This window comes from Methylobacterium sp. 22177, from assembly GCF_052045615.1.
Taxonomy (GTDB): domain Bacteria; phylum Pseudomonadota; class Alphaproteobacteria; order Rhizobiales; family Beijerinckiaceae; genus Methylobacterium; species Methylobacterium radiotolerans.
This window is the reverse complement of sequence record NZ_JBQEPK010000044.1, coordinates 1-23486: the sequence shown is the minus strand read 5'-3', so window position 1 is coordinate 23486 and position 23486 is coordinate 1. Positions and strand designations below refer to the sequence as shown.

Below are 23486 nucleotides of genomic sequence, written 5' to 3'. Positions count from 1 at the left end.
CGATGGTGCCGGCGAACCCTATCCCGATGTCCGAGCCAGGAGCGGCCGCATGAGCAACGCCCCCGAACAGCGCGGCGACGAGACCGAGAAGCCCGAGATCCGGGCCGACGGGCTGCAGGATGCGGGCGGGCCCGCGTCGGGCCCGAAGCCGGGGGCCGGCGGCTCCTACTCGGAAGGGGCGAAGGCGGGCGGCCAAGCGGCCCCTGAGCCGTCGGGTCTGCACGATCTGAAGGGGCGGCCGACCGCCCCCCCGACCATCGCGTTCGAGCTCGACGGACAGCAGGTCGAGGCCGCCCCCGGCGAGACGATCTGGGCCGTCGCCAAGCGCCTCGGCACCCACATCCCGCACCTCTGCCACAAGCCCGAGCCCGGCTACCGCCCGGACGGCAACTGCCGCGCCTGCATGGTCGAGATCGAGGGCGAGCGCGTGCTGGCCGCCTCGTGCAAGCGCACGCCGGCCGTCGGCATGAAGGTCAAGTCCGCGACCGAGCGCGCCACCAAGGCCCGCGCCATGGTGCTCGAGCTGCTCGTGGCCGACCAGCCCGAGCGCGCGACCTCGCACGACCCGACCTCGCATTTCTGGGTGCAGGCCGACTTCCTCGACGTGTCCGAGAGCCGCTTCCCCGCGGCCGAGCGCTGGACCGGCGACTTCAGCCACCCGGCCATGAGCGTCAATCTCGACGCCTGCATCCAGTGCAACCTCTGCGTCCGAGCCTGCCGCGAGGTCCAGGTCAACGACGTCATCGGCATGGCCTACCGCTCGGCCGGCGCCAAGGTCGTGTTCGACTTCGACGACCCGATGGGCGGCTCGACCTGCGTGGCCTGCGGCGAGTGCGTCCAGGCCTGCCCGACCGGCGCGCTGATGCCGTCCGCCTACCTCGACGCCGAGCACAAGACCCGGACGGTCTACCCCGACCGCGAGGTGACCTCGCTGTGCCCCTATTGCGGCGTCGGCTGCCAAGTCTCCTACAAGGTGAAGGACGAGAAGATCGTCTACGCCGAGGGCGTGAACGGTCCGGCCAACCACAACCGGCTCTGCGTGAAGGGGCGCTTCGGCTTCGATTACGTCCACCACCCCCACCGCCTGACGGCGCCGCTGATCCGCCTGGACAACGTCCCGAAGGACGCCAACGATCAGGTCGACCCGGCCAACCCGTGGACGCACTTCCGCGAGGCGACCTGGGAGGAGGCGCTCGACCGCGCCGCTGGGGGCCTCAAGACGGTCCGCGACACGCACGGCCGCAAGGCGCTCGCCGGCTTCGGCTCGGCGAAGGGCTCGAACGAGGAGGCCTACCTCTTCCAGAAGCTGGTGCGGCTCGGGTTCGGCTCGAACAACGTCGACCACTGCACCCGGCTGTGCCACGCCTCGTCGGTGGCGGCCCTCATGGAAGGCCTGAACTCGGGCGCCGTGTCGGCGCCGTTCTCGGCGGCGCTCGACGCCGAGGTCATCATCGTGATCGGCGCCAACCCGACCGTGAACCACCCGGTGGCGGCGACCTTCCTCAAGAACGCCGTGAAGCAGCGCGGCGCCAAGCTGATCGTCATGGACCCGCGCCGGCAGGTGCTGTCGCGGCACGCCTACAAGCACCTCGCGTTCAAGCCCGGCTCGGACGTGGCGATGCTCAACGCGATGCTCAACGTGATCATCGAGGAGGAGCTCTACGACGAGCAGTACATCGCGGGGTACACGGAGAACTTCGAGGCGCTGAAGGAGAAGATCGTCGAGTTCACGCCGGAGAAGATGGCCTCGGTCTGCGGCATCGACGCGGAGACGCTGCGCGAGGTCGCCCGGCTCTACGCCCGCGCCAAGTCCTCGATCATCTTCTGGGGCATGGGCATCAGCCAGCACGTCCACGGCACCGACAACTCGCGCTGCCTGATCGCGCTCGCCCTCGTCACGGGTCAGATCGGGCGCCCCGGCACCGGCCTGCATCCGCTGCGCGGCCAGAACAACGTCCAGGGCGCGTCCGACGCCGGCCTGATCCCGATGGTCTACCCGGACTACCAGTCGGTCGAGAAGGCCGCGGTGCGGGAGATGTTCGAGGAGTTCTGGGGTCAGAAGCTCGACCCGCAGAGGGGCCTCACCGTCGTCGAGATCATGCGGGCGATCCACGCCGGCGAGATCAAGGGCATGTTCGTCGAGGGCGAGAACCCGGCGATGTCCGACCCCGACCTGAACCACGCCCGGCACGCCCTGGCGATGCTCGACCACCTCGTCGTGCAGGACCTGTTCCTGACGGAGACCGCCTTCCACGCCGACGTGGTGCTGCCGGCCTCCGCCTTCGCCGAGAAGGCCGGCACCTTCACCAACACCGACCGTCGCGTGCAGATCTCGCAGCCGGTGGTGTCCCCGCCGGGCGACGCGCGGCAGGATTGGTGGATCATCCAGGAACTGGGGAAGCGCCTCGGCCTGCCCTGGAACTACGGCGGTCCGGCCGACATCTTCCGCGAGATGGCCATGGTGATGCCGTCGTTCAACAATATCACCTGGGAGCGCCTGGAGCGCGAGGGCGCCGTGACCTACCCGGTCGACGCGCCGGACAAGCCCGGCAACGAGATCATCTTCTACGCCGGCTTCCCCACGGAGAGCGGGCGCGCGAAGATCGTTCCGGCCGCCGTGGTGCCGCCGGACGAGCTGCCGGACGACGACTACCCGATGGTCCTGTCGACCGGCCGCGTGCTCGAACACTGGCACACCGGATCGATGACCCGGCGCGCCGGCGTCCTCGACGCGCTGGAGCCCGAGGCGGTCGCCTTCATGGCCCCGAAGGAGCTCTACCGGCTCGGGCTGGAGCCCGGCGACACGATGAAGCTGGAGACGCGCCGCGGCGCCGTCCACCTGAAGGTGCGCTCCGACCGCGACGTGCCGGTCGGCATGATCTTCATGCCGTTCTGCTACGCCGAGGCCGCGGCCAACCTGCTGACGAACCCGGCGCTCGACCCGATGGGCAAGATCCCCGAGTTCAAGTTCTGCGCGGCCCGGGCCTCCGCCGTCCACACGGCCATGGCCGCCGAGTAGGCGGCGTGACCTCCGGCGGCGCGCCCAGGCGTGCCGCCGGACACCGGGCTCGCGGGCTGATACCGTTTCCGGTCGATCGGCCCGGTGCCGTCCTTGCGAGCGCAGCGAAGCAATCCAGTCGGCGCGACGCCGACAGATGTCGCGCGGCCCTGGGTCACTTCGCTGCGCCCGCGATGACGCAGCGGGCTGCACAGACCGAAGCCGACGCCCGCCCTCGAGAGACCGCTTCCCACGGAGGCGCGCCTCCGCCCGGCCTCGCTCCTAGGAATCAACCTTCATCAGCGAGGCCAGAAGGTCGAGTTCGCCCGCCACGGCCTCCGAGGCGAGCCGCTCCATGCGCAGGTAGCTGTCGAGGATGGCGTCGCCCGTGCCCGTCAGGACGGCCCCGCCGCCCCGGCGGCCGCCCTTGCTCGCGGAGACGAGCGGCTCCTGGAACGCCTTGTTCAACGTGTCGATGAGGTACCAGGCTCGCTTGTAGCTCATGCCCATCCGTCGCCCCGCGGCGGCGATGGAGCCGGTGTCGCGGATGCCGCTCAGGAGGGCGGCCTTGCCGGGTCCCAGCAGGGTGTCCGAGCCGAGCTCGATCCGCAAACTGATGCTCGTGTCCTCGCCCAACGCACACCGCCGCTTCGCCGGAGGCCCCAGCGCCTCGCAGGCGTCCCTACGCGAAACGGCCGCGTCGATCATCCCGGCGGGCGACAGGATCGTCCGTCCCGTTCCGTCGAGGCCGGCCGACGGTGCGCGCGTCACGCGGCTCCCGCGGCGGGCGTGAAGCCCAGAGCGCGCAGCGCGGCGGCCGTCCCGGGCTCGCCCAGCAGGCTCAGGAAGGCCGCGAGCGCCGGCATCTCCCGCGCGTCCGCGCGATACGCGAGGTCGTAAGCCTCCTCCGTCAGCGGGCGGAAGCCCAGCCCGTAGGCATCCGCGACGCTCGCTATGGCCACGCCCCAGTCCGCCCTGCCCTGCGAGACCGCTGCGGCGACGGCGTTGTGCGAGCGCGGCTGGTTCCAGAACCCCGCCGGCCGGGCACCGTCCAGCAGGCCGTCCACGAGCAGGCGCGTGCCCGATCCGGCGTTGCGGTTGACCATCACGGCGTCGGGGTCGGCGAGCGCCGCGGCGACCGCGTCCGCGGCGTTCCGGGCTTCGAACCTGGCGTCGCCGCGGCGAAACACGACGCCCTGGAGGCGGCGCCAGCCGGGCGCGAGGGACATCCCTTCGGCGAGGAACGGGGCATTGTACCGGCCCGTCTCGGGATCGAAGAGGTGCATGGCGGCGACGTCGCATTCGCCGCGCCGCAGGGCGGCGAGACCGCCGGCCGACCCGACCCAGATGGTTCGGGCGCGGTAGCCGCGCTCGGCGAGCAGGCCGACCACCCGGTCCAGACCGATGCAATGGCTGCCGACGATCGTCAGGTCGGGCGCCCGAACGCCGGCGCCCAGGCGGACCACGGCGACGCCCTCTCCGGCCTCGACGCCGGCGCGCGCGGCGGGAACCGCGAAGAAGCCGTCCGCTTGCGAGAACGCCGTGACCGAACCTGAGCCCTTCGGCAGCGGCAGGGCGATCGTCCCCTCGGGACCGTGGGCGAGGGAGGTCATCACGAACTCGGTGCGGCCGAGTTCGGAGGGCACCCGCTGGGACACGCGCGCCGCGATCGTCTCGTCCTCCCGCGGCGGCAGCCCGGCGAGCGCCCGCACGAAGGGAACGACGAAGTCGTGGAAGGTGAACATCGCGGAGGTGGGGAATCCCGGCAGGACGATGATCGGCCTTCCCTGAGCCACCGCCACGCAGAGCGGCTTCCCCGGCTTGAGCGCTACGCCGTGGAACAGGATGCCCGGCTCGCCGAGGCGGGACAGCACCCGGTGGGAGACGTCGCCGGTCCCTTTGGACGTGCCCCCCGAGAGCACGACGAGGTCGCTGTCCCGGAGGGCGGAGTGGAGGGCTGCCTCCAGGACGGCGGCGTCGTCGCGCACGATCCCGAGCCGGACCGGTTCCCCGCCGTTCTCGGTCACCGCGGCCGCGACGATCGCGCCGTTCGAGTCGTAGATCGCGCCTTCGGGCAGGGGCTCGCCCGGTGCGACCAGCTCGTCCCCCGTGGAGAGGACGGCGACGCGCGGGCGTCGGGTGACGTCGACGGCCGGAAGGCCGCACGCCGCCAGCATGCCGATCTCGCGGGCGGTGATCCGCGTGCCCTCGCGCAGCACCGTCTCGCCGCGTGCCATGTCGGCCCCGGCATATCCCACGAACTGCGCCGGCCGAACGGCGGTCAGAATGTCGACGGCGAGGCTCCGGGCGTCGAACTCCGAGTGCTCGACCATCACCACGGCGTCGGCGCCGCGCGGGATCATGCCGCCGGTGGAGATCGGCGTCGCCGTTCCGGGCTGAACGACGACCGTCGGCGCGACACCGCAGGCGAGGATCTCGCGGTTCAGCGCGAGACGCCGCGGGCTCGCCGGCCCGGCTCCTTCCGTGTCGGCCGCGCGCAGGGCGAATCCGTCGACCAGGGAACGGTCGAAGGGCGGAACGTCCATGGGCGAGGCGACGTCGCGGGCGAGCACGCGCCCGAGCGCTTCCTCCAAGGGCAGCGTCTCGGACGGCAGGCGCGTGTGCGGGACCGCCGCCCGGAACGCCGCGAGCGCGTCGTCCCGGCTCATCACCCTGAGAAACTGCTCCTGGCTCGAGGCCGCGGCGAGACGCGCGGCGAAATCCGCCGCCTCGTCACGGTCTGCGTCGCCGCTCACAGGGCCCAAACCTCTGCCTCCTCGCCAGCCCGGAAGCCTTCGCTCTCCGGCTCGACCACGACGATCCCGTCCGCCTGCACCAACCGAGCGAGCGGAAGCCCGGCTCCGCCGAGCGGCTCGACGCCCTCGGACCCGCTCCGGACGAAGACGACCTCGGACAGACCGATCGACGAGACGATCTTCCGTACGAGGACATGCCGCCGAGGCCAGCGGTCCTGCGCGCCGGCGAGCCTCGCGATGAGAGGACGGCCCAGTGCCAAGAACGCGGCGAGCGCCGCCTCGGGACGCCCGGGCACCAGAAGAACCGGCCTGCCGGCTGCGGAGCCGACGGCGGTGGTTTCCCCGGGCCGCAACGCGATGCCGTGCGCGCGGACTTCTCCGGCGAGGCCGAGGGCCGCCGCGCTATGGTCCGAGCGGCCGAAGCCGCTTCCCCCGACCACCAGCACCGCGTCCGCCGTGCCGCCGCGGATGGCCGCGACGATGTCCTCGACTCCCCGGGCGCGAACCGCCTCGGTCACCCCGCCTGCCCGCGCGATCAGACGCCTGAGCAGGGGCGACACGGTATCGAGGCTCGACGTCCCCGCGGTGACGACGCGCAAGAGTGGCTGACGGACGTCTATCGTCTCCAGGCCGGCCGCCTCCAGGACGAGCAGGTGAAGCGGCTCGATCCGGGTGCCCGCCTCGATCAGCCTCGCGTTGTCAGCGACGTCGTCGCCCGCCCCGCACACGCCTTCCCGCGTGGCGATGTCCGCGACGACCGTCCCGTCCGCGTATCCCTCCGGGGGCAATACGGCGTCGGTGCCGGAAGGCAGCGGCTGTCCCGCCTCGACCCATGGCGGTGGCTGCGCCAGGAAGATCGGCGCGTAGGCCGACGCGCCTCCCACCGCAGCGGCCTCGACCGCGAATCCGTCTCGCACCGCCGTCATGGCCGCGGGCACGGCGGAGCGCGCGACGACCGCTCCCGCGGCGATGCATCCGAGCGCCGCTTCGAGCGGAACGGTCGCGGGGGCGACGGGCGCAGACTCGCCGCTGAGCAGGTTCGCCGCCTCCCGAAGTGGGATCAGCGCCGAGGACGCATTTCGGATCATCCTGGCGGCGATGCGCCATCCGGGTTCGAGGATCAAGGGCCGGCGCGGCGGTCGACCCGGCATGCGCCGCGTTCGCGTACCGAGAGAAGCCGCGTCGGCGAGAATCCGGGCGGCCCGCCCGGAGCGCGGCACCGACGACGCCCCCGACGGGCAGGTTCCCCCGCAGAGGGGCTCACATCCCCGACGGACGGCGATGGCCACTTCGAACGTCCCGACGGCACGACAACAAGCGCTCCGGGCGATATGCTCACCCGGTATCCGCGCGCTCCCTGGTAGGCATGACAGGACCATTCCGCCGAACCTGCATCTCGAGGTCGGCCTCATCGGCTGATCTCGCCATCCGCCGCGTCCTGTTCCTGAGGACCGGCCCGGGCGCGTGATGCAGACGCTCCAGGACATCCTCTCCCGCCTGTTCAGCCTGGATCGCGACGTGCTGGCGATCGCGTGGCTGTCGCTGCGTGTCAGCCTCACCGCCGTCGGCATCGGCCTCGTGCTCGGCATACCCCTGGGTGCGTTCCTGGCTGTGGCCCGCTTTCCCGGACGCGGCGCCGCGGTCGGCCTGCTGAACGCCTTCATGGGGCTGCCGCCGGTGCTCGTCGGCCTCGCGCTCTACCTCGTCCTCTCCCGCTCCGGCCCGCTCGGCACGCTCGGCCTGCTGTTCACCCCCGGCGCGATGATCGCCGCACAGGCGACGCTCGCGACCCCGCTCGTCGCCGCCCTGACGCAGCAGGTCGTCGCCGACGCCCGGGTGCATCTCGGCGAGCAGCTGCGCTCCCTCGGGCTCTCCGCACCGCGTCAGGCCGGGGCGATGATCTACGACGTGCGCTTCTCCCTCGTGACCGCGGCGCTCGCCGCGTTCGGCCGGGCGATCTCGGAGATCGGCGCGGTCCTCGTCGTCGGCGGCAACATCGACGGGTATACCCGCACGATGACGACGGCGATCTCGCTGGAGACCCAGAAGGGCGATCTCAGCCTCGCCCTGGCGCTCGGCCTCGTGCTGATCGGCCTCGTTCTGGTGGTGAACGTCGCCGTGGCCTTGCTCCGCCGCCACGCCGCGCGCGTGTACGGATGAGCGCGGCGCCGGCCATCCGCCTCGAGGACGTGACGCTGTCTCTCGACGGGCGAACGGTGCTCGACCGTCTCTGCCTGGAGGTCGTTTCGGGCAGCGTCACGGCGGTCATCGGACCGAACGGAGCGGGCAAGAGCGTCACGCTCAGGGTCATCGACGGGCTCCTGCGACCCGACGGCGGGACGGTCCGGGTCGGCCCGCACCGGCGGGCCTTCGTGTTTCAGCGGCCCGCGCTGATCCGCGCGACCGCCGCCGCGAACGTCGCGCTGGCTCTCGGAAGCCTGCCCCGTCCTGCGCGCGCCGCGCGGGTGCAGGAGGCGCTCGCCCGGGTCCGACTCGCGGAGCGCGCACGCGATGCCGCGACGCGGTTCTCCGGCGGCGAGCAGCAGCGGCTGGCGCTGGCCCGCGCCTGGGCGGTCGGACCCGACCTGCTCCTCCTCGACGAGCCGACCGCGAACCTCGACCCGGCTTCGACCGAGATCGTCGAGGGGCTGGTGTCCGCGATGGCGCGGGCGGGCACCACGGTGGTGCTCGTCTCACACAATCTCGGGCAGGTGGCGCGCCTCGCCGACACGGCGATCGTGCTGGCCTCCGGCCGCGCCGTCGAGCATGGTCCATCCCGCCAGATCCTGTTCTCGCCCCGCACGTCCGAGGCGCGGGCCTACCTCGCCGGGGAATTGCCGTGGACCCCTTCCGTCGTCGCCTCCTGACCCTGGGATTGGCCGCGCTCCTGAGCGCGGCCGGCCTCCTGCCATCGGCCGACGCCGAACCGACCGCGATCGTCGTCGCCTCGACGACCTCGACCGAGCAGTCCGGCCTGTTCAAGCACATCCTCCCGCTCTTCCGGGAGACGTCCGGGATCGACGTGAAGGTCGTCGCTCTGGGCACGGGCCAGGCGCTCGCCGCCGCGCGCCGCGGCGATGCCGACGTGGTCCTGGTCCACGACCGTCCGGCCGAGGACAAGTTCCTCGCCGAGGGCTTCGCGAAGAGGCGGTACGACGTGATGTACAACGATTTCGTGCTGATCGGCCCGGCCTCCGATCCGGCCGGCGTGCGCGGCCTGGGCGTGCGCGAGGCCTTCGCCAAGCTCGCGGCCAGCAAGGCGGCGTTCGTGTCGCGCGGTGATCGTTCGGGCACCCACAGCGCCGAGTTGCGCAGCTGGAGGGAGGCCGGCGTCGATCTCGCCGCCGTGCGCGGTCCTTGGTACCGGGACGTCGGCCAGGGCATGGGCCCCGCGCTCAACGCGGCCTCGGCTCTCGGCGCCTACATCCTCGCCGACCGGGGGACGTGGCTCGCGTTCAAGAACCGCGCCGACTTGGTCATCCTGGTTCAGGGGGATCCGAGCCTGTTCAACCCCTACGGCGTAATGCTGGTGAACCCCGACAGGCACCCCGGCGTGAAGGCGAAGGAGGGGCAGGCCTTCATCGACTGGCTTGTCTCGCCGGAGGGGCAGGGGGCGATCGCGGGCTACAAGGTCGGTGGCGAAGAGCTGTTTTTCCCGAGCGCGAGTGCGCTCACGACGCGCTGACCCGGTATCCGCGATTTGGGGAACCGGACCGGCGTCGACACAGGCTGGAGCAGAGGGCCGGAGGCCATGAGCCGACCGCTCGACCTCATCATGCCCGAACGACCGCGCGAGCCCCGCCGCGAGGGGTGCCGCAAGACTACGGCGACCAGGGAGAGCCACTATGGTGCGGGCGCTCCCCCATCCGTCCCGGTCGTCCGCGAGGATGGGCGGTCGATCTCGCTGAAGTCCGCCATCGTGCCTCTCCAAGCCGCACAGGGAGGGATGACCGGGACGGTCGTGGTGATGCGGGATGTCACGATCCGCGTCGCCGAACCGAAGGTGCTGAAACAGCGTTCGGCGAGGCCACCGAGGCTCGTGCGGGTCCATCGACGCGCGGGCGCGCGTCGATGGACCCGCAGGTGCACGACGTCCCTACGGACATCATCGTCACAGAAGACGGTGTCTGGCCGGAATCGGGTCGAGCGCGACTATGCTGCGAAGCTCGAACTCTATCCGCACTGCCTGACTTCTCAGCCGATGCGGCCCCGGCCTGCCCTGGATGATGCTCGCCCCGAGCCTCGATCCGGAAGATCCGGGTCTCTTACGGCGACATCACCGGAGCGCTAGAGCCGGGAGACGCCGGCCGCGCGAGCCGGCCCGCTCACAGAGAAGGCATCGGATCTGCTCGCGACATCGAGAGCTGCAGCGATTGTTTCGGGTGCCCGGACGCCGTGCGCTGACGATCCTGCCGTGAGATCCGCTCCATGGCCGATGTTTACTGAGATCCAGCCGTTTCGCGCGAGCGGAGCAGCGCTAGAGCGGTCACCGACCGGATTGAATCGTGTAGGGTTTCGGCCGCGACGGTGATGTGATTCGATGGTCGGCTTTCCGAGGAGGAGAGCCGATGGCGTCTGCCCTGTCCGTTGATTTGCGCGAGCGTGTCGTAGCCGCGATCGAGGCGGGGGCTTCGCGCCGGGAGGCGGCGCGGCGCTTCGAGGTCAGCCCGGCCAGCGCCGTGCGCTGGCACGGGATCTTCGTGCAGGAGGGTCGGACACAGGCCAAGCCGATGGGCGGCGATCAACGCTCGCACACCATCGAGGCACAGGCCGACCTGATCCGGCAGACCTACGAAGCGCAGCCCGAGCTGTTCCTGCATGAGTTGCGCGACCGTCTGGCCGAACTGGGGCTGCGGGTTGGGGTCAGCAGCCTGTCCCGCTTCTTCAAGCGCCATGGCATCACGCGCAAAAAAACACCGGCCACGCCGCCGAGCAGGAGAGGGAAGACGTGAAGGCCGCGCGCCTGTCCTGGTTCGACGGCCAGCTCGATCTCGACCCGGACAAGCTCGTGTTCCTCGACGAGACCGCCACCAACACGAAGATGGTCCGCCGCTATGGGCGAGCCCCGCGCGGCGAACGCTGCCGGGTCGCGGTGCCGTTCGGCCACTGGAAAACCATCACGGTCACTGCCGGTCTGCGCACCAGCGGCCTGACAGCCACCGCACTCTTCGATGGACCGATGACTGGCGCTCGCTTCCGTGGCTATGTCGAACAAACCCTCGTCCCAGCCCTCAGGCCCGGCGACACGGTCGTGCTCGACAACCTGCCCGCCCACAAGGTCAGCGGCATCCGCGAGTGCATTGAGGCAGCGGGAGCGAGTCTGCTCTACCTCCCGGCCTATTCCCCCGACTTCAACCCGATCGAACGCGCCTTCGCCAAGCTCAAGGCCATTCTTCGTGCCGAGGCCGCTCGCACGATCAGCGACCTCTGGGACACGATCCGACGAGCCTTCAGACGCTTCACGCCAGCCGAATGCCGCCGCTATCTCGCCGCCGGAGGCTACGACGCATATGATCCAATATGATCGGATGCCGCTCTAGATGTATGGTCCCGGAATGTGGTGTGTCGGATCTGCTCCGAAGCAGGCGAGCTGCTTCCGGCCAGACTGCGTCATGACGGATCGTCAACGCGCGCAGAACCGGACGTTCGGCTTCGCGCCCAACCCGGTCGTCTGTTGAGGTTCGGCAGCACCTCGGAAGCGGACATGGAAGATGCCGCCCGGCTAACCTGCGCCAGTTTCAAAGTCTTCCTCGCGACGGGCTACGCCGAGGGCTCGCTGGAAAGGACTGACGCCGGCGGCACCGAGATTGAGATCATCAACAAGCCCTACAAGCGCCTGGAGCTCGCCCGCAGGGTCAGATGCGTCATCAACGGACCCATGGGCGTCGGTTAGGGCGGCGCCCAGCACGTCGCCGACAATGTCACCGGCACGGCCCGGTCCCGTCATCCAAGCACGCGCCCGTTCCCGGGCATTCGCCGTCGTGCCGACGGCTGCAACCAGTGCCCCTGTCGAGAAACGGGCCGCAGGCGGGCTCAGGTGCCGGCAGAGCGATATCGCTAAATTCCCATTCATAGAGGAACGGGCCGACCTCGGCCGCCTTGCCGTAATCCATTGAGACGGCAAAGGATGTCTAAGGCGATGAAGCGAGCGATACTGGCGTTATTCGCCTTCGTGTCCATCGCGACCCCGGTCCTTGCGCAACCCGCGATGACGTCCTCTCCTGTGGCCGCATCCGTCGTCGAGCCAGTCGACGCGCCCTATCGGAATTGCGGCGGCGCATGCCTGAAGAGCGGAAGCCTGCAATGGTTCTGCGGCCCCGCGCAGTCCTGTGCCCTGAGCTGCGCGACCGCTCCCCCGCGAATGCTCTGCAAAAACGGACGATGATCCCGACCCCTGGCCGAAGGGGCCGCTCTTTGAACTTCCAACGGTGGGAGGTACCACGTCATTGCGACGTGACCCTGAGGGGTGCGTCATACATCGTTTCAAGGTGGAGACGATGCAGACCTCAGACCGGGTCGAGTTCGTGAATTAGCGTCGAGAGGTAGAGGGCGATCCGCCGGCTCGCCGCCGGGTCGGGGGCCGCCACCGAGAACCCCACGTCGAGGATGTCGTCGCCGTAACGCCTCATCACCGACTCGGCCATCAACGCGACGTCGCGCTCCGCCCGTGCCGTCAGGACCCGGCGCCCGTCACGGGTGGCCAGCCGCACCTCGTAGCGCCGCGTGGACATGACCGGTTCGCCCCCCTCCCAAGAAGCCGCTCGGCAGCGCGCCTGACGATGCGGCCTAGCAATCAGTGGCCTTCGAAAAGCGATCCGATGCTGCCGCAGGAGGTGCCCGAGACCGCCCTCGGCCGCAAGCGGGGCGGGAATCTCCGGTTCGTAAATTCGGGTTCATCCCGGAACGAGGGGAACGCCGCGTTCGTCCCTGATTGGCCTCCCGAACGCCCGAAGGCGTGCCGGGCTTCCCCCAAGCAGTGTTCCCAAGGCTTACAATGACCCGTCCGATCCACGCCCTCTCGGTCACGCTCCTGCTGGCCTCGACGGCGCTCTCTCCAGCCCTTGCCCGTGAGGTTGCCCCGGCCGTCTCAAGCCCCGCGAAGGTGACCGCTCCGTCCGCCACCCAGATTCTGGCGCGCATGCAAGTCGCCCAGGAGACCACCGCGACCCCGCCCGCGACTTCCCAGCCTTCCGGCACCAAGACCGACGGCGTGCGCCAGTCCTCGCAGACGCAGGTGACGAGCCGCCAGCCCCTCGGGGCCTTCCCGACGAACGAGGTCAGCCGCCAGCCGGTCATCGACCTCGGCGCCGGCGAGGACGGCATGAAGAAGGACGTCGCCGCCCTGCAGCAGACCCTGACCGAGTTGCAGCAACTCCAGCTCCAGACCAAGCAGGCCCACTGGAACGCGTCCGGGACCCTGTACTACCCGCTGCACCTGCTGCTGCAGGAGCACTACGAGGGCCTGTCCAAGTATGCCGACACCATCGCCGAGCGGCTGCTGGCCGTCGGCGTGTCCGCGGATGGGCGGGCGAACACCATCGTGAAGACCTCGGGCGTCCCAGAGATCCCGGGCGGCTTCCTCGACGACGCCCAGATCCTCGTGTGGTTTACCAACGCCTACAAGCGCGTCGGCGAGGAGGTGCACGCGGCGATCAAGACGACCGAGGACGTCGACCCGACCACCTCCAACCTGTTGCAGGAGGTCGAGCACGGCATCGCCAAGTACCAGTGGCAGATGCGCGCCCAGCTCCAGCGGACGCAGACCGACCCGAACACCGGCTGGGACCTCAACGACAACAAGCCGATCGACCTGCAGGGCCAGCAGGCCCCGGCCCAGGCTCCCGCCAAGCCCTGATGCGAGCCGACCCCGTGCCGCGAGGCGCGGGGTCTCACTTGACCCGCGCGTAGTTTATATTAATTCTAAACAGGCGATGTTTCCGCGGGATCGAACGGCGCCCCAGCCGCCCCTCACGCCCGGCCAGCGGGCCATGCTGCTCCGGCTCGACCGCGAGGGACCGCTCGTCTCGCCCAAGCCGTGGGAGATGCGCACGGTCCGGTCCCTGCGGGAGCGTGGGCTGATTCGGCCGAGGCTGTCGAGCCGGGACCCCGAGGGGCTCTGGTTCATCAGCGCCAAGGGCCGGCGCGCCATCGCCCCGGTGCGTCCGGCAGTCGGCGACCGTCATCCCCCCGCAGCATCACCGGCATAGGCAGGACCTCGACCATGACGGCACTGAGCGACACGATGCGACCGACGGCGCGATACGACGGCGGCACCATCGCGCTGCATTGGCTGACCGCCTTGCTCGTCGTCGGCCTTTGGCTGGTCGGGACCCTCCTCGAAGACCTCGTCCCAAAGGGGGCCCTGCGCTCCGGCATCTGGTCGGCACATTTCGACTTGGGCTTCGTCCTCACCGGCCTGGTACTGGCCTTCCTGGTTTGGCGACGGGCCGGGGGGCGCGACCTGCCGGTGGAAGATCCCGGGCCCTTGCATCGCCTAGCCAAGGCGACCCACGCCGCGCTGTATGTCTTGTTGCTGGTCATCGTCGGCCTCGGCATCGCCAACGCCTTCGTGCGGGGCGTCTCCCTCGGTCCGGTCAGCCTGCCGCAACTCGGCGATCCGGAATGGCGGCGCTCGCTCACGCACTGGCACGGGCTCGCCGCCAACCTGCTGATGGCGCTCGCCCTGTTCCATGCGGTCGCAGCCCTCGTGCACCACTACCTCTGGCACGACGCCGTCCTGCGTCGCATGCTGCCCCGGAGATCCTGACGACGATGCGACCCGTCCACAAAGAGCGGCACCTGATCGACCGTGTCGGCTGGCTGCGCGCCGCCGTGCTCGGCGCCAACGACGGCCTCGTCTCCACCGCCAGCCTGATCGTCGGGGTGGCGGCCTCGGCCGCCCAGACCAGCGAGATCCTCGTCGCCGGCAGCGCCGGCCTCGTGGCGGGCGCGATGTCGATGGCGGCCGGCGAATACGTCTCGGTCAGTTCCCAAGCCGACACCGAGCAGGCCGACCTCGCACGGGAGCGTCAGGAACTCAGCGACGACCCCGCCGCCGAGCGGGAGGAACTGGCACGGATCTACGTCGACCGTGGCCTCGACCATGCGCTGGCCCTCCAGGTCGCCGAGCAATTGATGGCCAAGGACGCGCTCGGCGCCCACGCCCGGGACGAGCTCGGCATCTCGGAGGTCACGACGGCCCGCCCGGTCCAGGCGGCGCTGACCTCGGCGGCGACCTTCTCGGCCGGCGCGGCGTTGCCGCTGGCGACGGCAGCGCTCTCGCCCGGCAACCTCGCGGTCTACACCGTGTCCGGGGCCTCGCTGGTGTTCCTGGCGGTACTCGGGGCCCTCGGCGCCAAGGCGGGCGGCGCTCCCATCGCCCGGGCCACGGCTCGGGTGACCTTCTGGGGCGTGCTGGCCATGGCCGTCACGGCGGGCATCGGGAGCCTGGTCGGCAAGGCCGTCTGACTACCGTTTCGGATCGTGGCAGTGCATCTTCGGAGGGGCGGTCGCGCAGTCGAGCGAGCAGGTCTGATCGGGCCGGCAGAACCACTGCAAGGCGCCGGTCTTCAGGCAGGAGCCGGAACAGTGCCGGTGGGCGGCGTCCGTGGATTCGACGAAGGATGCCGGCGCGTCCGGTGATGCGGCGGGCTGCTGGGCGAAGGCGGCAGGCATGACCGCAAGTTGAATCAGCAAGGCCCATCGCCATCGTCTCGTCATCGTCGTCTCCTCGAAGAGCGGCAGGAACGCGCTGCTTCGTTGCATCGACGATGCAATGCCGTCGACACGCGCGATGCGGCAACTGAAGACGCAGACAATCGACTAAATTTCATTTCATCAAATATCGGAATCGGCAATAGCGAGGATCGGCAAGCACTTCGATGCTCATGCCGGAGAAGTGATTGCCTGGCCCAGGGAAAGCCGGAACGGCCTTCCGGCGGGTGGTGTTTCTGGCGGCGCTTCCGTCTGCGCTTCCTCGGAGGCGGGCCGCGCCGTTCAAGAAAGGATCTCGTCGATGGACAAGACAGTCGCTGGCCTGATCGGGGCCGCCACCCTACTCGCGGCGGCCAACCCGGCGCAGGCAGCGATGCCTGCCCCGGCCAACCTCGATGCGGCCATGCGCTTCGAAAGCTACGCCGACCTGCTCAAGCCCATCCCCGACGCGGTGGCGCTCCTCAAGCAGTCCGACGAGGCCGCGGCGAAGGCCGAACTGCTACCGGCTGCCTCCGAGGGCGAGGCCACGGTCCAGCAGGCGCAATACTACTATCATCATCACCACCATCACGGCTTCTACCCGCCGTTTTACCACCACCATCATCACCATCATCACCATCACCGGTACTACCGGCGGTACCATCATCATCACCACCATCACCATCACCATCACGGCTACTACGTGCCGTACGGATACTAAGCCCGCCACGGCGGGGTGGATGGTTTCCACCCCGCCCGGCTTCACCGCGGGCTCTTAGCCGCGCCCAGGATGCGCCGGTAGGTGCCGTCGAACACGGTGTGAGTCGCAGAGGTCCACTGCGAGTCCGCCGCCAGCGTCTCGCGGCTGGCGTAGATGCGCCGCGATTGCAGTTCGCGCTCGGCCGCCTCCTCCTCGGACATCGGCACGAGCTCGAAATTAGCCTCGGCCGGGACGACGGAGACCTGCATGAAGGGCTCGTCCTTCCGGAAGATGTGCGTACAGCCCTCGTCCGGGGCCTTGAACACCATGAAGTACATCATCGGCCACCAGTGCCGGATGAGGGCCGGCACGGCGACCGGCACGGTCCCGGTCCGGTCAGTGTAGAACCGCGGGTGGGTCTCGGTCTTGATCGCCCAACCCTCCTCAACCTTCAGGTCGATGAGGATCTGATACGTGTAGTAGGCGTCGCCGAAGCTCCGGAACGGCGGCCATTGCAGCCCCGGCTCGCCGGGCTCGGCGAATTCGCCCTCAAAAACCAGCGTTCCGTCCCGCGTGCTGACGCGCAACTCGGCGTCGTAGGGGTAGAACAGCTCGATCCCGCCTTTGGCCGCCTCCGAGAATGGGATGCAGTGCCAAGCATACTCCTGCGATCCGTCCGTGCGAGGCTCGGGATCGCCCGCCCAGCCGGGGATTTCCAAGCGTGTCCGCCGGGGGCGCAGACCCGGCTCCATCAGCCTGACCTTCACCTGTCGCATTCTCGATCGTCCCTTCGATGTCGCTCTCAAAGATAGAGGAGCGGAGGAACGGATCGGCGCAGAGCACCACCATGTGATCACTCTGTTGCGGCACGTAGGGCAGTGTTCCGGAGAAGCCCCGGATGCAACCGACTTCCAGGAACGATGCGATCGGCCCGGTCGGCAAAGCCCTTCTTGCGTCGCCGGCTTGGCCATCCAACCCGAAGCCGATGCTCATCGCCCACCACGTTCTTGACGACCATGGATCGGCACTTGGCTCGTCGCGGGGACGGCAGCGCGCCGGATCGAAAAGCACCCGATGATCCGCCACCCGCGCGAAAGGCGCCCAGCATCACCGAAGCAGACCGACACCGTTCGGCGTAGCTGGGTCGAGAGAAGGCCGTCTGCTTTTCAAGCGCCCCACCGGCAAGTCGCCATTCCGCTTTCGGCCAGCTCCGGTCGTTGGCGCGAATCAGACCGCCACTCAGCGGACCTTCCGAGCGCCCAGTCAGGATCGACAGCGGCAGATTGAGCTCGGGATGCGGAGGATCTGCCCCTGGTGCATGTCGAATTCGCGGACCGGCCGACCCGGGTAGGATTTCAGAAGCGTCGGCAACGGCTCCAAACGGTCGAGATGGACTTCGATCGATCGGACCAGCGGCTGTAACGTCGCAGCGCCGGCGGGTCCCCTTCAGAGGCCTAGGTTGCGACCGGGATGAGCGTCGGAAAGCTTGGCTCTGCGAACGTATCCACGCATCGTCTTGAGATCCCGATGCCGCGAATGGCTCATGATCTCCTCGTCCCGTGATCCGCGTCTGTAAGCCTCGGTGATGAAGCCCGCGCGGAACCCGTGTGCTGAGATGCGCTCGCGGGGCCCAGCAACGAGGCCGGCCTCGGCGGCGCGTTTCTGAACGATACGTCCGATCGAATCCGGATGAAGACCCGCTTCCATCACGGTTCCGTCGGCTCGGACAGCGCGGAAGATATGGTTCTCGGTGGGCGCCGCCTTTAGCCAACGCCGAAGCGCCGCGACGGGACACGTCGCGACGTTCTCGCCGGCCAGGACGGTCACGATCGTGCCCTCGCCCTCCTGATCGCCTTTCGACTGGGGCAGGAACACGTCGACCGCACCTTCGCGGAAGGCGACGTCCTCGAAGCGGATCCGCGCGATCTCGGAGCGCCGGAACGCTCCGGCGAAGCTCATCAGGAACAGCGCGCGATCACGAAGAGCCGCAACCGTGCCTTCACAGGCGGCGACGATCTGGAGGGTCTCGGGCACGCCGAGCGCGGCGGCCTGCTTCTTCGGCCGACCGTAGCGCCGGAACATTCCGCGCAGGGCTGCCCGCACGGCCGGATGGGCCGGGATCCACGGCAACCCTTGGAGCTTGTGCGCCTGACCAATCGTGACGAGCCGGCGCTCGATCGTGGCGCGCTTGTGAGTCTCGGCCATCGAGGTGAGATAGCTCGCCACCTGCTCGGGTCCCGCGGGCAGGGGCTCGAGATCGTGGGTGCGGCACCAATCCGCGTAGTGCTGCCAGTCGGCGCGGTAGGCCCGGCGGGAATTTTCCGAGAGCGCCTCGTCGGCAAACGCGCGGGCGCGGGCAGCAAGCGTAGCGGGCAGCGTCATGGCTCTCTCCCTCAATCGAACCTGAGCGTAACGCTACGTCTGATAAGAAAGGGTTATCAGACGTTGGTTGAGCGGAGGGCGGCAGAGCGGCCGCTGACCGGACCGACTCTGCATCCAGCCAACGGCATCGCCAGCAAGCCGTCGATCCGCGGACGCGCCCGGGTCCTCACGGCCACAGGATACTGGGGCAACTCCGCAAACTCATGTGAGCCGAAGCATGATCATGGCGAGGGTGACCATGTCGAGGTCGTTGGCAGCCCGCTTCTCGGTGGAGAAGCCGCCCTGACTGCGCGCGAGCGCCTCGTCGACGACCTCGACCGTGCCGTCACCTCCCGATGGCGCTGGACCGGCGTGCCCCGGCGGCGTACTGGTGGGCGCACCACCGTGCGTCCACGCAGCGCGGATCCCAGTCCACGGCGCCGCGGGCGTCCGCCTGCGCCTGCGGGCGCTGCAGCACCCGGTCGGACACGCCGGCCTCGCGCCGGCGGTAGAACCGGCTCGACACGGTTCCGGCCGCCCCGTAGCGGGCCGGCAGATCCTCCCAGGGCGCACCGGTACGCACGATCCTACGCAGGATCCAGAGCATGCCGTTGAGCATTTGGCAGTGATCCTCCGCAGGCCGGCCCGTGCGCGCTGTGAACCCGTTGCAGAGACGCCCTAGGCGCGGAGGTTCTCGTCGACCCTGGTATTCTGATACTCTTCAACACGGCCGCCGAAGATGGCGGCTGCCTCGGCGAAGCCGGCCTCCGATCGGAGCGTATCTTCGCGCCCTTCGCCGGTTCGACATCAAAAATCCATCCTGGGCATTTTGTACGCTCCGAGCAAAATTCGGCACGCGATTTATACGCTTGAACAGCATATGCGGTTACGGTCTAGGGTTTACGTTTTGTGGGCCGAATGGATCAAACGGTTTCCGGCATGGCAGACTGTAGCTGACTCGGCGCCCGTAGCAGTGCCGGATCGCGCGTAGGGGAGGGGAGGCGAACTAAATTATCGGAGATCGGCCGAGCCCCTTGCCGCGGGAATGACTCTCGCAGATTATACGAACTTTGTTATCTACGATACTGTAATTCGCATAACAAACATTATGGAACCACATCATATTATCGTGGTAATACGCTATTATGTCGTCCCTAATCTATAATATCACCTCCCGCTTTGAGCAAATTACCTGCCTCCTCGGCCGAAGCAACAGGGGAGGGCACTCTCGCTGATCGCAGCGCCCTCCCCTCCCCCATAAGCGCTAGGATAGTGCGGTACGGGCTTGGCTTGCTTGGCACGGGCGTTTGCGTGGGGGATCGCTCATGCGCCGGAAGGCGCGCTGTCGGGTTCGCCGGTCGGACCGGCGCGGTGTGGATCGGCGTGCAAGCGGACCCCACATTCAATACCGACTTAAGTCATTCAACTAGGGTCAATTCCCGCTCTGAAGGTGGGCACCCGTTCGACGCCGATCGGCTTCCAATAGGACCCCACCGTCCCGCCCAAAAAGCAAGTTGATCTATCAATTTAGGTCTACCGAGCGGGTGGGTCCGCGTTCGATGCCGATGCACACTGGTGAAATCAAGATAATCTGATCAGTTTGTGAATTCGCCCGATTATGAAAGAAAGTTTTCGAAAAAAGACTCGATTACATTGAGTCGCTTACATGGGAGTTGCCTAATGAGTGTTTCCATCGCTCCGACATACACATCTCAAGCCCGCATCGTTTCATATACCGCAACCAGATCCGACAACAATTCATCGGATGACGCTAAGATTTCTCCGAACACACAGTCGGCGGATCCAAGAAATTCGACAACACTATCCCCGCAACAGGGCGATGCTCTTTTGAGCTTATCGAGCACAGGGAAGACTGATGGTTCGTCGGCAGCCCAGACAAACAGCCATTCGAACGTCTCCGCTGCTAACCAGTCGTATCACGACACGGAAGTAAAGCCAGCTTCATACGACGAAGATGAAGATCCGTGGTGGCAGCATATCAACTCACCACCTGATCCAGGCGCGGGTGATGGCGGAGGAGCTCCTTCGCCAACCCCAGTGAACCTTCCACCCACTAATGATCTTCCTCCAGCAAGTCCTGGAAATGGAGGTGATTTCCCAGTCGGGCATGATATTCAACAACCCGGTACGCCTGATCATGTACCCCCGCCTCCTGGGTATGACCAGCCGCCTGGCGACAACAACACCAATTAATCTGTCGCTTTTGTGTGCGCAAGGACCTATTAGATACAATTTAGATTCGTCCGTCTTGCGATAACGTTTATTTTGGGAGAGAATTTCAACTGTTCTCTCCCATTATATTTCAGGGATTAATCTATCGTTGCAATTATATTTTGGGCTAAGTATTATGATATATGAGACAAATAACATCAACATTTGTGGGAATGGACGATTTTTACTATTAGTTATAGGAGGGCTAGTTAGCAGTTAGAAGCTCGGCACCGTGCATTGGCGAGCTGCCTTAATGACTTGACGCGCATGGATAATAATCCCGCTGTCACCGCTAATGTCCGACCGTCCCTCCTCGGGCGTCGCAGCCTTATCCTGCCGAGCGCGATAGGACAGGGTAGCAGAGGCAGCTACGCAACCGAAGGCCAAGACTGCAAATCTTATCGAAATGGCCAACAAATCATAGCATCGGAACAGGATTTTGTGACATCTAAGTTTGGCGTAGGTTTTCTTCCTGATAAGTCCAGTGTTTCATGCTTTGCAAAACTCTGGCGCTTCAACTCAGATAATTCCGATATCGCCATGATTGATAAAATCATAAAGCCTGGTACTTTCATAATGACCGGCTCTGACATTCGGGAACCCGATGATAGTATCATATTCGAAATTATATACTGTCATTGTGCGGCTACATATTGGCGAAATGCCAAATTTTCTTGATCGTTGGAAATTAACGACGGCAGATTGAAGGTTTCTTCATGCTCGACAGCGGTCGATGGAAATACCAAGGCGCGCTTGGCTCTTTAGCCCTAATAGCAGGGCTGCTTCCGCTCGTGAACGATGGGCCGCGTGCGGCGGACCTCATGCCGTACAGCAATGTCGTTCTGGCAATCGGAAACGGTCCTTTTTGTCATGGCCTTCTGATCGACAAAGTTGTTTTGACCGCCGCGCACTGCCTGCGTCACCGGCTCAAGTTCAGCATCCTGTTCACGGCCAAAGGAGCTTTGAATCGGGTGGAGGTGTCGGAGCAGGCCTTTGCCTTCCCACCCAGCCGCGGTGGAGACTCCACTGATACAGATCTAGCAGCAATCCGTATTGAGCAAGCGACCAATCCAGATGCGGACGGTATCGCCAATCTCGACGAAAGCCCCGCAGGCCGTCGCTTCGGCTACGCCGAGAACGCCTATCTTGAACAGGGATACGGTCCGTTCCGGGGAAAGGCGGGCGACCTGCTGATCCAGCGACGGATCCTGAACCTTATGTATATGTCGGGGTCGCAGACACATCGGAAGTTCGCGCTTCGTGTCCCCGCTCCAGAGTCCCGGAACACGGCAATCGACGAGGATGGCATGCTGGTGCTGGCGCCGGGCGACAAACCACCAGTTCCCGAATACAACCTCGTTTGCCAGGGCGATTCAGGCTCGGCTGTCATGGCCGAAATCAACGGCGCCAAGTATCTTGTTGGCTTCGCCAGCCGTGGGGATTTCACGTTTCAAACTGAAACCCGGTCGTGTGGAAACACTCTTTGGGTCTCGCGTCTGGACAACGGTGGCATGACTTGGATTAGGGGGCTACTCGGAAAGTCGTCCTGACGCGCCGGTTCGATGGAGCCGTGCGGTGGCCCGCACTTTTGGGATATGGTTGCGCGCCGTGCAGCGGATTTGGGCGGCCAGCGCCTCCAGCCGCCCTTAAGTGAGTTTATTCGGCACTTTCTCTCGCGACAGGATGGGGCCGATGAGGCCGACGAGGGAACGGATGACTTGGCCACTACTCCTGAGTGAACGGCTGGTTGCCCTCAGTTGCGTCCGCTTGCGAGATGGCATCCCAATCGACTGAGCGACCGAGGTGGGTCGAAAGCAGCTCGCTGTCGCGCCGTGTTCCATATGCCCACTTATGCGAAGGGCGGTTTGCCTGCTTCACCATAGCGCTCACGTCATTCTGTGAGTCGAACAATCGTTAGAGCTCGCGTATCTGTCGGCGACGCTTCACGGCCGCAATGTTCGGTTTTAGGCTCAGGTCTTGCTCGTAGAGCGCGTCTATGAAGACCTTGTCGATTGGTTGCGGGTCGGGACCTGCGCGCTCACGCAGCTGACGAACGAACGTCGCAGTTTGCTCAACTAGATCAACCGCGCTGCTCTGCCCAGCAATTCCATCCTGGGGCGCGTGATGCTCTGGCTCAGACCTGTCGATGGGCGTACGCGTCCGGTGAAGGCCGCCCCCGGAGGCATCGCGCGCTCGGCTGAAGCCTGACCTTAATGCTGGCGTTAAGGTCGGCGGGTCAGGATGATGCGGGTCGAGGTACTGGAGGGGATCGAACGACGGCGGCGTTGGTCGTTCGAGGACAAGGCGCGGATCGTCGAAGCCTCGTACGAGGCCGGCGTGTCGGTGTGTTCGGTGGCCCGCCGGAACGGGATCGCTCAGGGCCTGCTGTTCACGTGGCGACGCCAGGCTCGGCAAGGCCGTCTGGGCGGGGACGGGCAGGCTCCGGTGTTCGTCCCCGTGGCCATCACTCCGGAGCCGTCGTCGGCGGTTTTGGCGCCGCGGTCGGATGATCCGGGTGCTGCGGCCCAGCCCCGTCGCGCACGGCGCAAGACCGGTGTCATCGAGATCGATCTCGGCGGCGGCCGTCGTCTCAAGGTCGACCGGGATGTCGATGCCGCGGCGCTGCGCCGGGTGCTCGATGCCCTGGAGGGCCGATGATCCCGCTGCCGGCCAATGTCCGGGTCTGGCTGGCCACCGGCCACACCGACATGCGCAAGGGCTTTTCCAGTCTCGGCCTGATCGTCCA

Annotated in this window: 19 protein-coding genes and 1 pseudogene; 12 read left to right on the top strand and 8 right to left on the bottom strand. The window is 67.1% G+C overall.

Features of this window, described 5'->3' with window-relative positions:
- Window positions 1–49: 49 nt before the first annotated feature.
- The gene (gene fdhF, locus ACTJK8_RS26830; RefSeq protein ID WP_012329881.1) at window positions 50–3019 is read left to right on the top strand and encodes a formate dehydrogenase subunit alpha; all 2970 of its coding nucleotides are present in this window, start codon (window positions 50–52) and stop codon (window positions 3017–3019) included.
- A gap of 261 nt (window positions 3020–3280) precedes the next feature.
- Here fdhF and ACTJK8_RS26825 read toward each other — a convergent pair whose 3' ends face one another.
- From ACTJK8_RS26825 to ACTJK8_RS26815, 3 genes are all read right to left on the bottom strand, one after another.
- A complete protein-coding gene (locus ACTJK8_RS26825) occupies window positions 3281–3610 on the bottom strand; it encodes a winged helix-turn-helix domain-containing protein (protein WP_024827492.1) in 330 nt (109 codons plus the stop codon).
- A 155-nt stretch (window positions 3611–3765) separates the two neighbouring features.
- Window positions 3766–5754 (bottom strand): molybdopterin biosynthesis protein, encoded by a 1989-nt coding sequence (locus ACTJK8_RS26820; protein ID WP_041372976.1) that lies wholly within the window; start codon window positions 5752–5754, stop codon window positions 3766–3768.
- Window positions 5751–6842, bottom strand: a complete 1092-nt coding sequence (locus ACTJK8_RS26815) for a molybdopterin-binding protein (protein WP_440762809.1) — start codon at window positions 6840–6842, stop codon at window positions 5751–5753. The genes ACTJK8_RS26820 and ACTJK8_RS26815 overlap by 4 nt, the downstream gene beginning before the upstream one ends.
- A 376-nt stretch (window positions 6843–7218) precedes the next feature.
- Between ACTJK8_RS26815 and ACTJK8_RS26810 the strand changes: the two genes are divergently transcribed.
- The 5 genes from ACTJK8_RS26810 to ACTJK8_RS26790 all read left to right on the top strand — a co-directional run bounded on the left by ACTJK8_RS26810 (window position 7219) and on the right by ACTJK8_RS26790 (window position 11647).
- Window positions 7219–7914, top strand: a complete 696-nt coding sequence (locus ACTJK8_RS26810) for an ABC transporter permease (RefSeq protein ID WP_041372974.1) — start codon at window positions 7219–7221, stop codon at window positions 7912–7914.
- Window positions 7911–8621 (top strand): ATP-binding cassette domain-containing protein, encoded by a 711-nt coding sequence (locus ACTJK8_RS26805; RefSeq protein WP_012329876.1) that lies wholly within the window; start codon window positions 7911–7913, stop codon window positions 8619–8621. Before ACTJK8_RS26810 ends, ACTJK8_RS26805 begins: the two co-directional genes overlap by 4 nt.
- Complete coding sequence (locus tag ACTJK8_RS26800; protein WP_440762806.1) at window positions 8594–9439, top strand: substrate-binding domain-containing protein; 846 nt, start codon at window positions 8594–8596, stop codon at window positions 9437–9439. The genes ACTJK8_RS26805 and ACTJK8_RS26800 overlap by 28 nt, the downstream gene beginning before the upstream one ends.
- Window positions 9440–10322: 883 nt before the next feature.
- A protein-coding gene (locus ACTJK8_RS26795; protein ID WP_440762805.1) for an IS630 family transposase occupies window positions 10323–11278 on the top strand; the annotation gives its coding sequence in 2 pieces (ribosomal slippage) (window positions 10323–10662 and window positions 10662–11278; 957 coding nt in all).
- A 180-nt stretch (window positions 11279–11458) separates the two neighbouring features.
- On the top strand, window positions 11459–11647 hold the full coding sequence (locus tag ACTJK8_RS26790; protein ID WP_440762810.1) for a hypothetical protein: 189 nt from the start codon (window positions 11459–11461) through the stop codon (window positions 11645–11647).
- Window positions 11648–12260: 613 nt separating this feature from the next.
- Here the strand turns inward: ACTJK8_RS26790 and ACTJK8_RS26785 are convergent.
- Window positions 12261–12485: a hypothetical protein gene (locus ACTJK8_RS26785; protein ID WP_440762804.1), complete on the bottom strand. Its 225-nt coding sequence runs from the start codon at window positions 12483–12485 to the stop codon at window positions 12261–12263.
- A 263-nt stretch (window positions 12486–12748) separates the two neighbouring features.
- Here ACTJK8_RS26785 and ACTJK8_RS26780 point away from each other — a divergent pair, with 263 nt between their 5' ends.
- From ACTJK8_RS26780 to ACTJK8_RS26770, 3 genes are all read left to right on the top strand, one after another.
- Window positions 12749–13609 carry a Dps family protein gene (locus ACTJK8_RS26780; RefSeq protein WP_440762803.1) on the top strand — a complete coding sequence of 287 codons (861 nt, stop codon included), beginning with the start codon at window positions 12749–12751 and terminating at the stop codon, window positions 13607–13609.
- 366 nt (window positions 13610–13975) lie between these two features.
- A complete protein-coding gene (locus ACTJK8_RS26775; protein ID WP_440762802.1) occupies window positions 13976–14521 on the top strand; it encodes a cytochrome b in 546 nt (181 codons plus the stop codon).
- Between the two features lie 5 nt (window positions 14522–14526).
- On the top strand, window positions 14527–15222 hold the full coding sequence (locus tag ACTJK8_RS26770; RefSeq protein WP_440762801.1) for a VIT1/CCC1 transporter family protein: 696 nt from the start codon (window positions 14527–14529) through the stop codon (window positions 15220–15222).
- On the opposite strand, the gene ACTJK8_RS26765 is transcribed toward ACTJK8_RS26770, so the two are convergent.
- Window positions 15223–15474, bottom strand: a complete 252-nt coding sequence (locus ACTJK8_RS26765; protein WP_440762800.1) for a hypothetical protein — start codon at window positions 15472–15474, stop codon at window positions 15223–15225.
- 295 nt (window positions 15475–15769) lie between these two features.
- On the opposite strand from ACTJK8_RS26765, the gene ACTJK8_RS26760 reads away from it, so the two are divergent.
- The gene (locus ACTJK8_RS26760; protein ID WP_440762799.1) at window positions 15770–16168 is read left to right on the top strand and encodes a hypothetical protein; all 399 of its coding nucleotides are present in this window, start codon (window positions 15770–15772) and stop codon (window positions 16166–16168) included.
- 41 nt (window positions 16169–16209) lie between these two features.
- Here the strand turns inward: ACTJK8_RS26760 and ACTJK8_RS26755 are convergent, their stop codons facing one another.
- The 3 genes and pseudogenes from ACTJK8_RS26755 to ACTJK8_RS26745 form a co-directional block, all read right to left on the bottom strand.
- Entirely contained in the window at window positions 16210–16923 is a 714-nt protein-coding gene (locus ACTJK8_RS26755; protein WP_440762798.1) for a hypothetical protein, read from the bottom strand.
- Window positions 16924–17593: 670 nt separating this feature from the next.
- A complete protein-coding gene (locus ACTJK8_RS26750; protein ID WP_012329856.1) occupies window positions 17594–18529 on the bottom strand; it encodes a site-specific integrase in 936 nt (311 codons plus the stop codon).
- A gap of 264 nt (window positions 18530–18793) precedes the next feature.
- A pseudogene (locus ACTJK8_RS26745) lies at window positions 18794–19160 on the bottom strand (transposase); the annotation flags it as partial.
- A 2296-nt stretch (window positions 19161–21456) separates the two neighbouring features.
- Between ACTJK8_RS26745 and ACTJK8_RS26740 the strand changes: the two are divergent.
- Both ACTJK8_RS26740 and tnpA read left to right on the top strand, forming a co-directional pair.
- Window positions 21457–22290 (top strand): trypsin-like serine protease, encoded by an 834-nt coding sequence (locus ACTJK8_RS26740; RefSeq protein WP_440762797.1) that lies wholly within the window; start codon window positions 21457–21459, stop codon window positions 22288–22290.
- A 691-nt stretch (window positions 22291–22981) separates the two neighbouring features.
- Complete coding sequence (gene tnpA, locus ACTJK8_RS26735; RefSeq protein WP_070998920.1) at window positions 22982–23398, top strand: IS66-like element accessory protein TnpA; 417 nt, start codon at window positions 22982–22984, stop codon at window positions 23396–23398.
- Window positions 23399–23486: the final 88 nt, after the last annotated feature.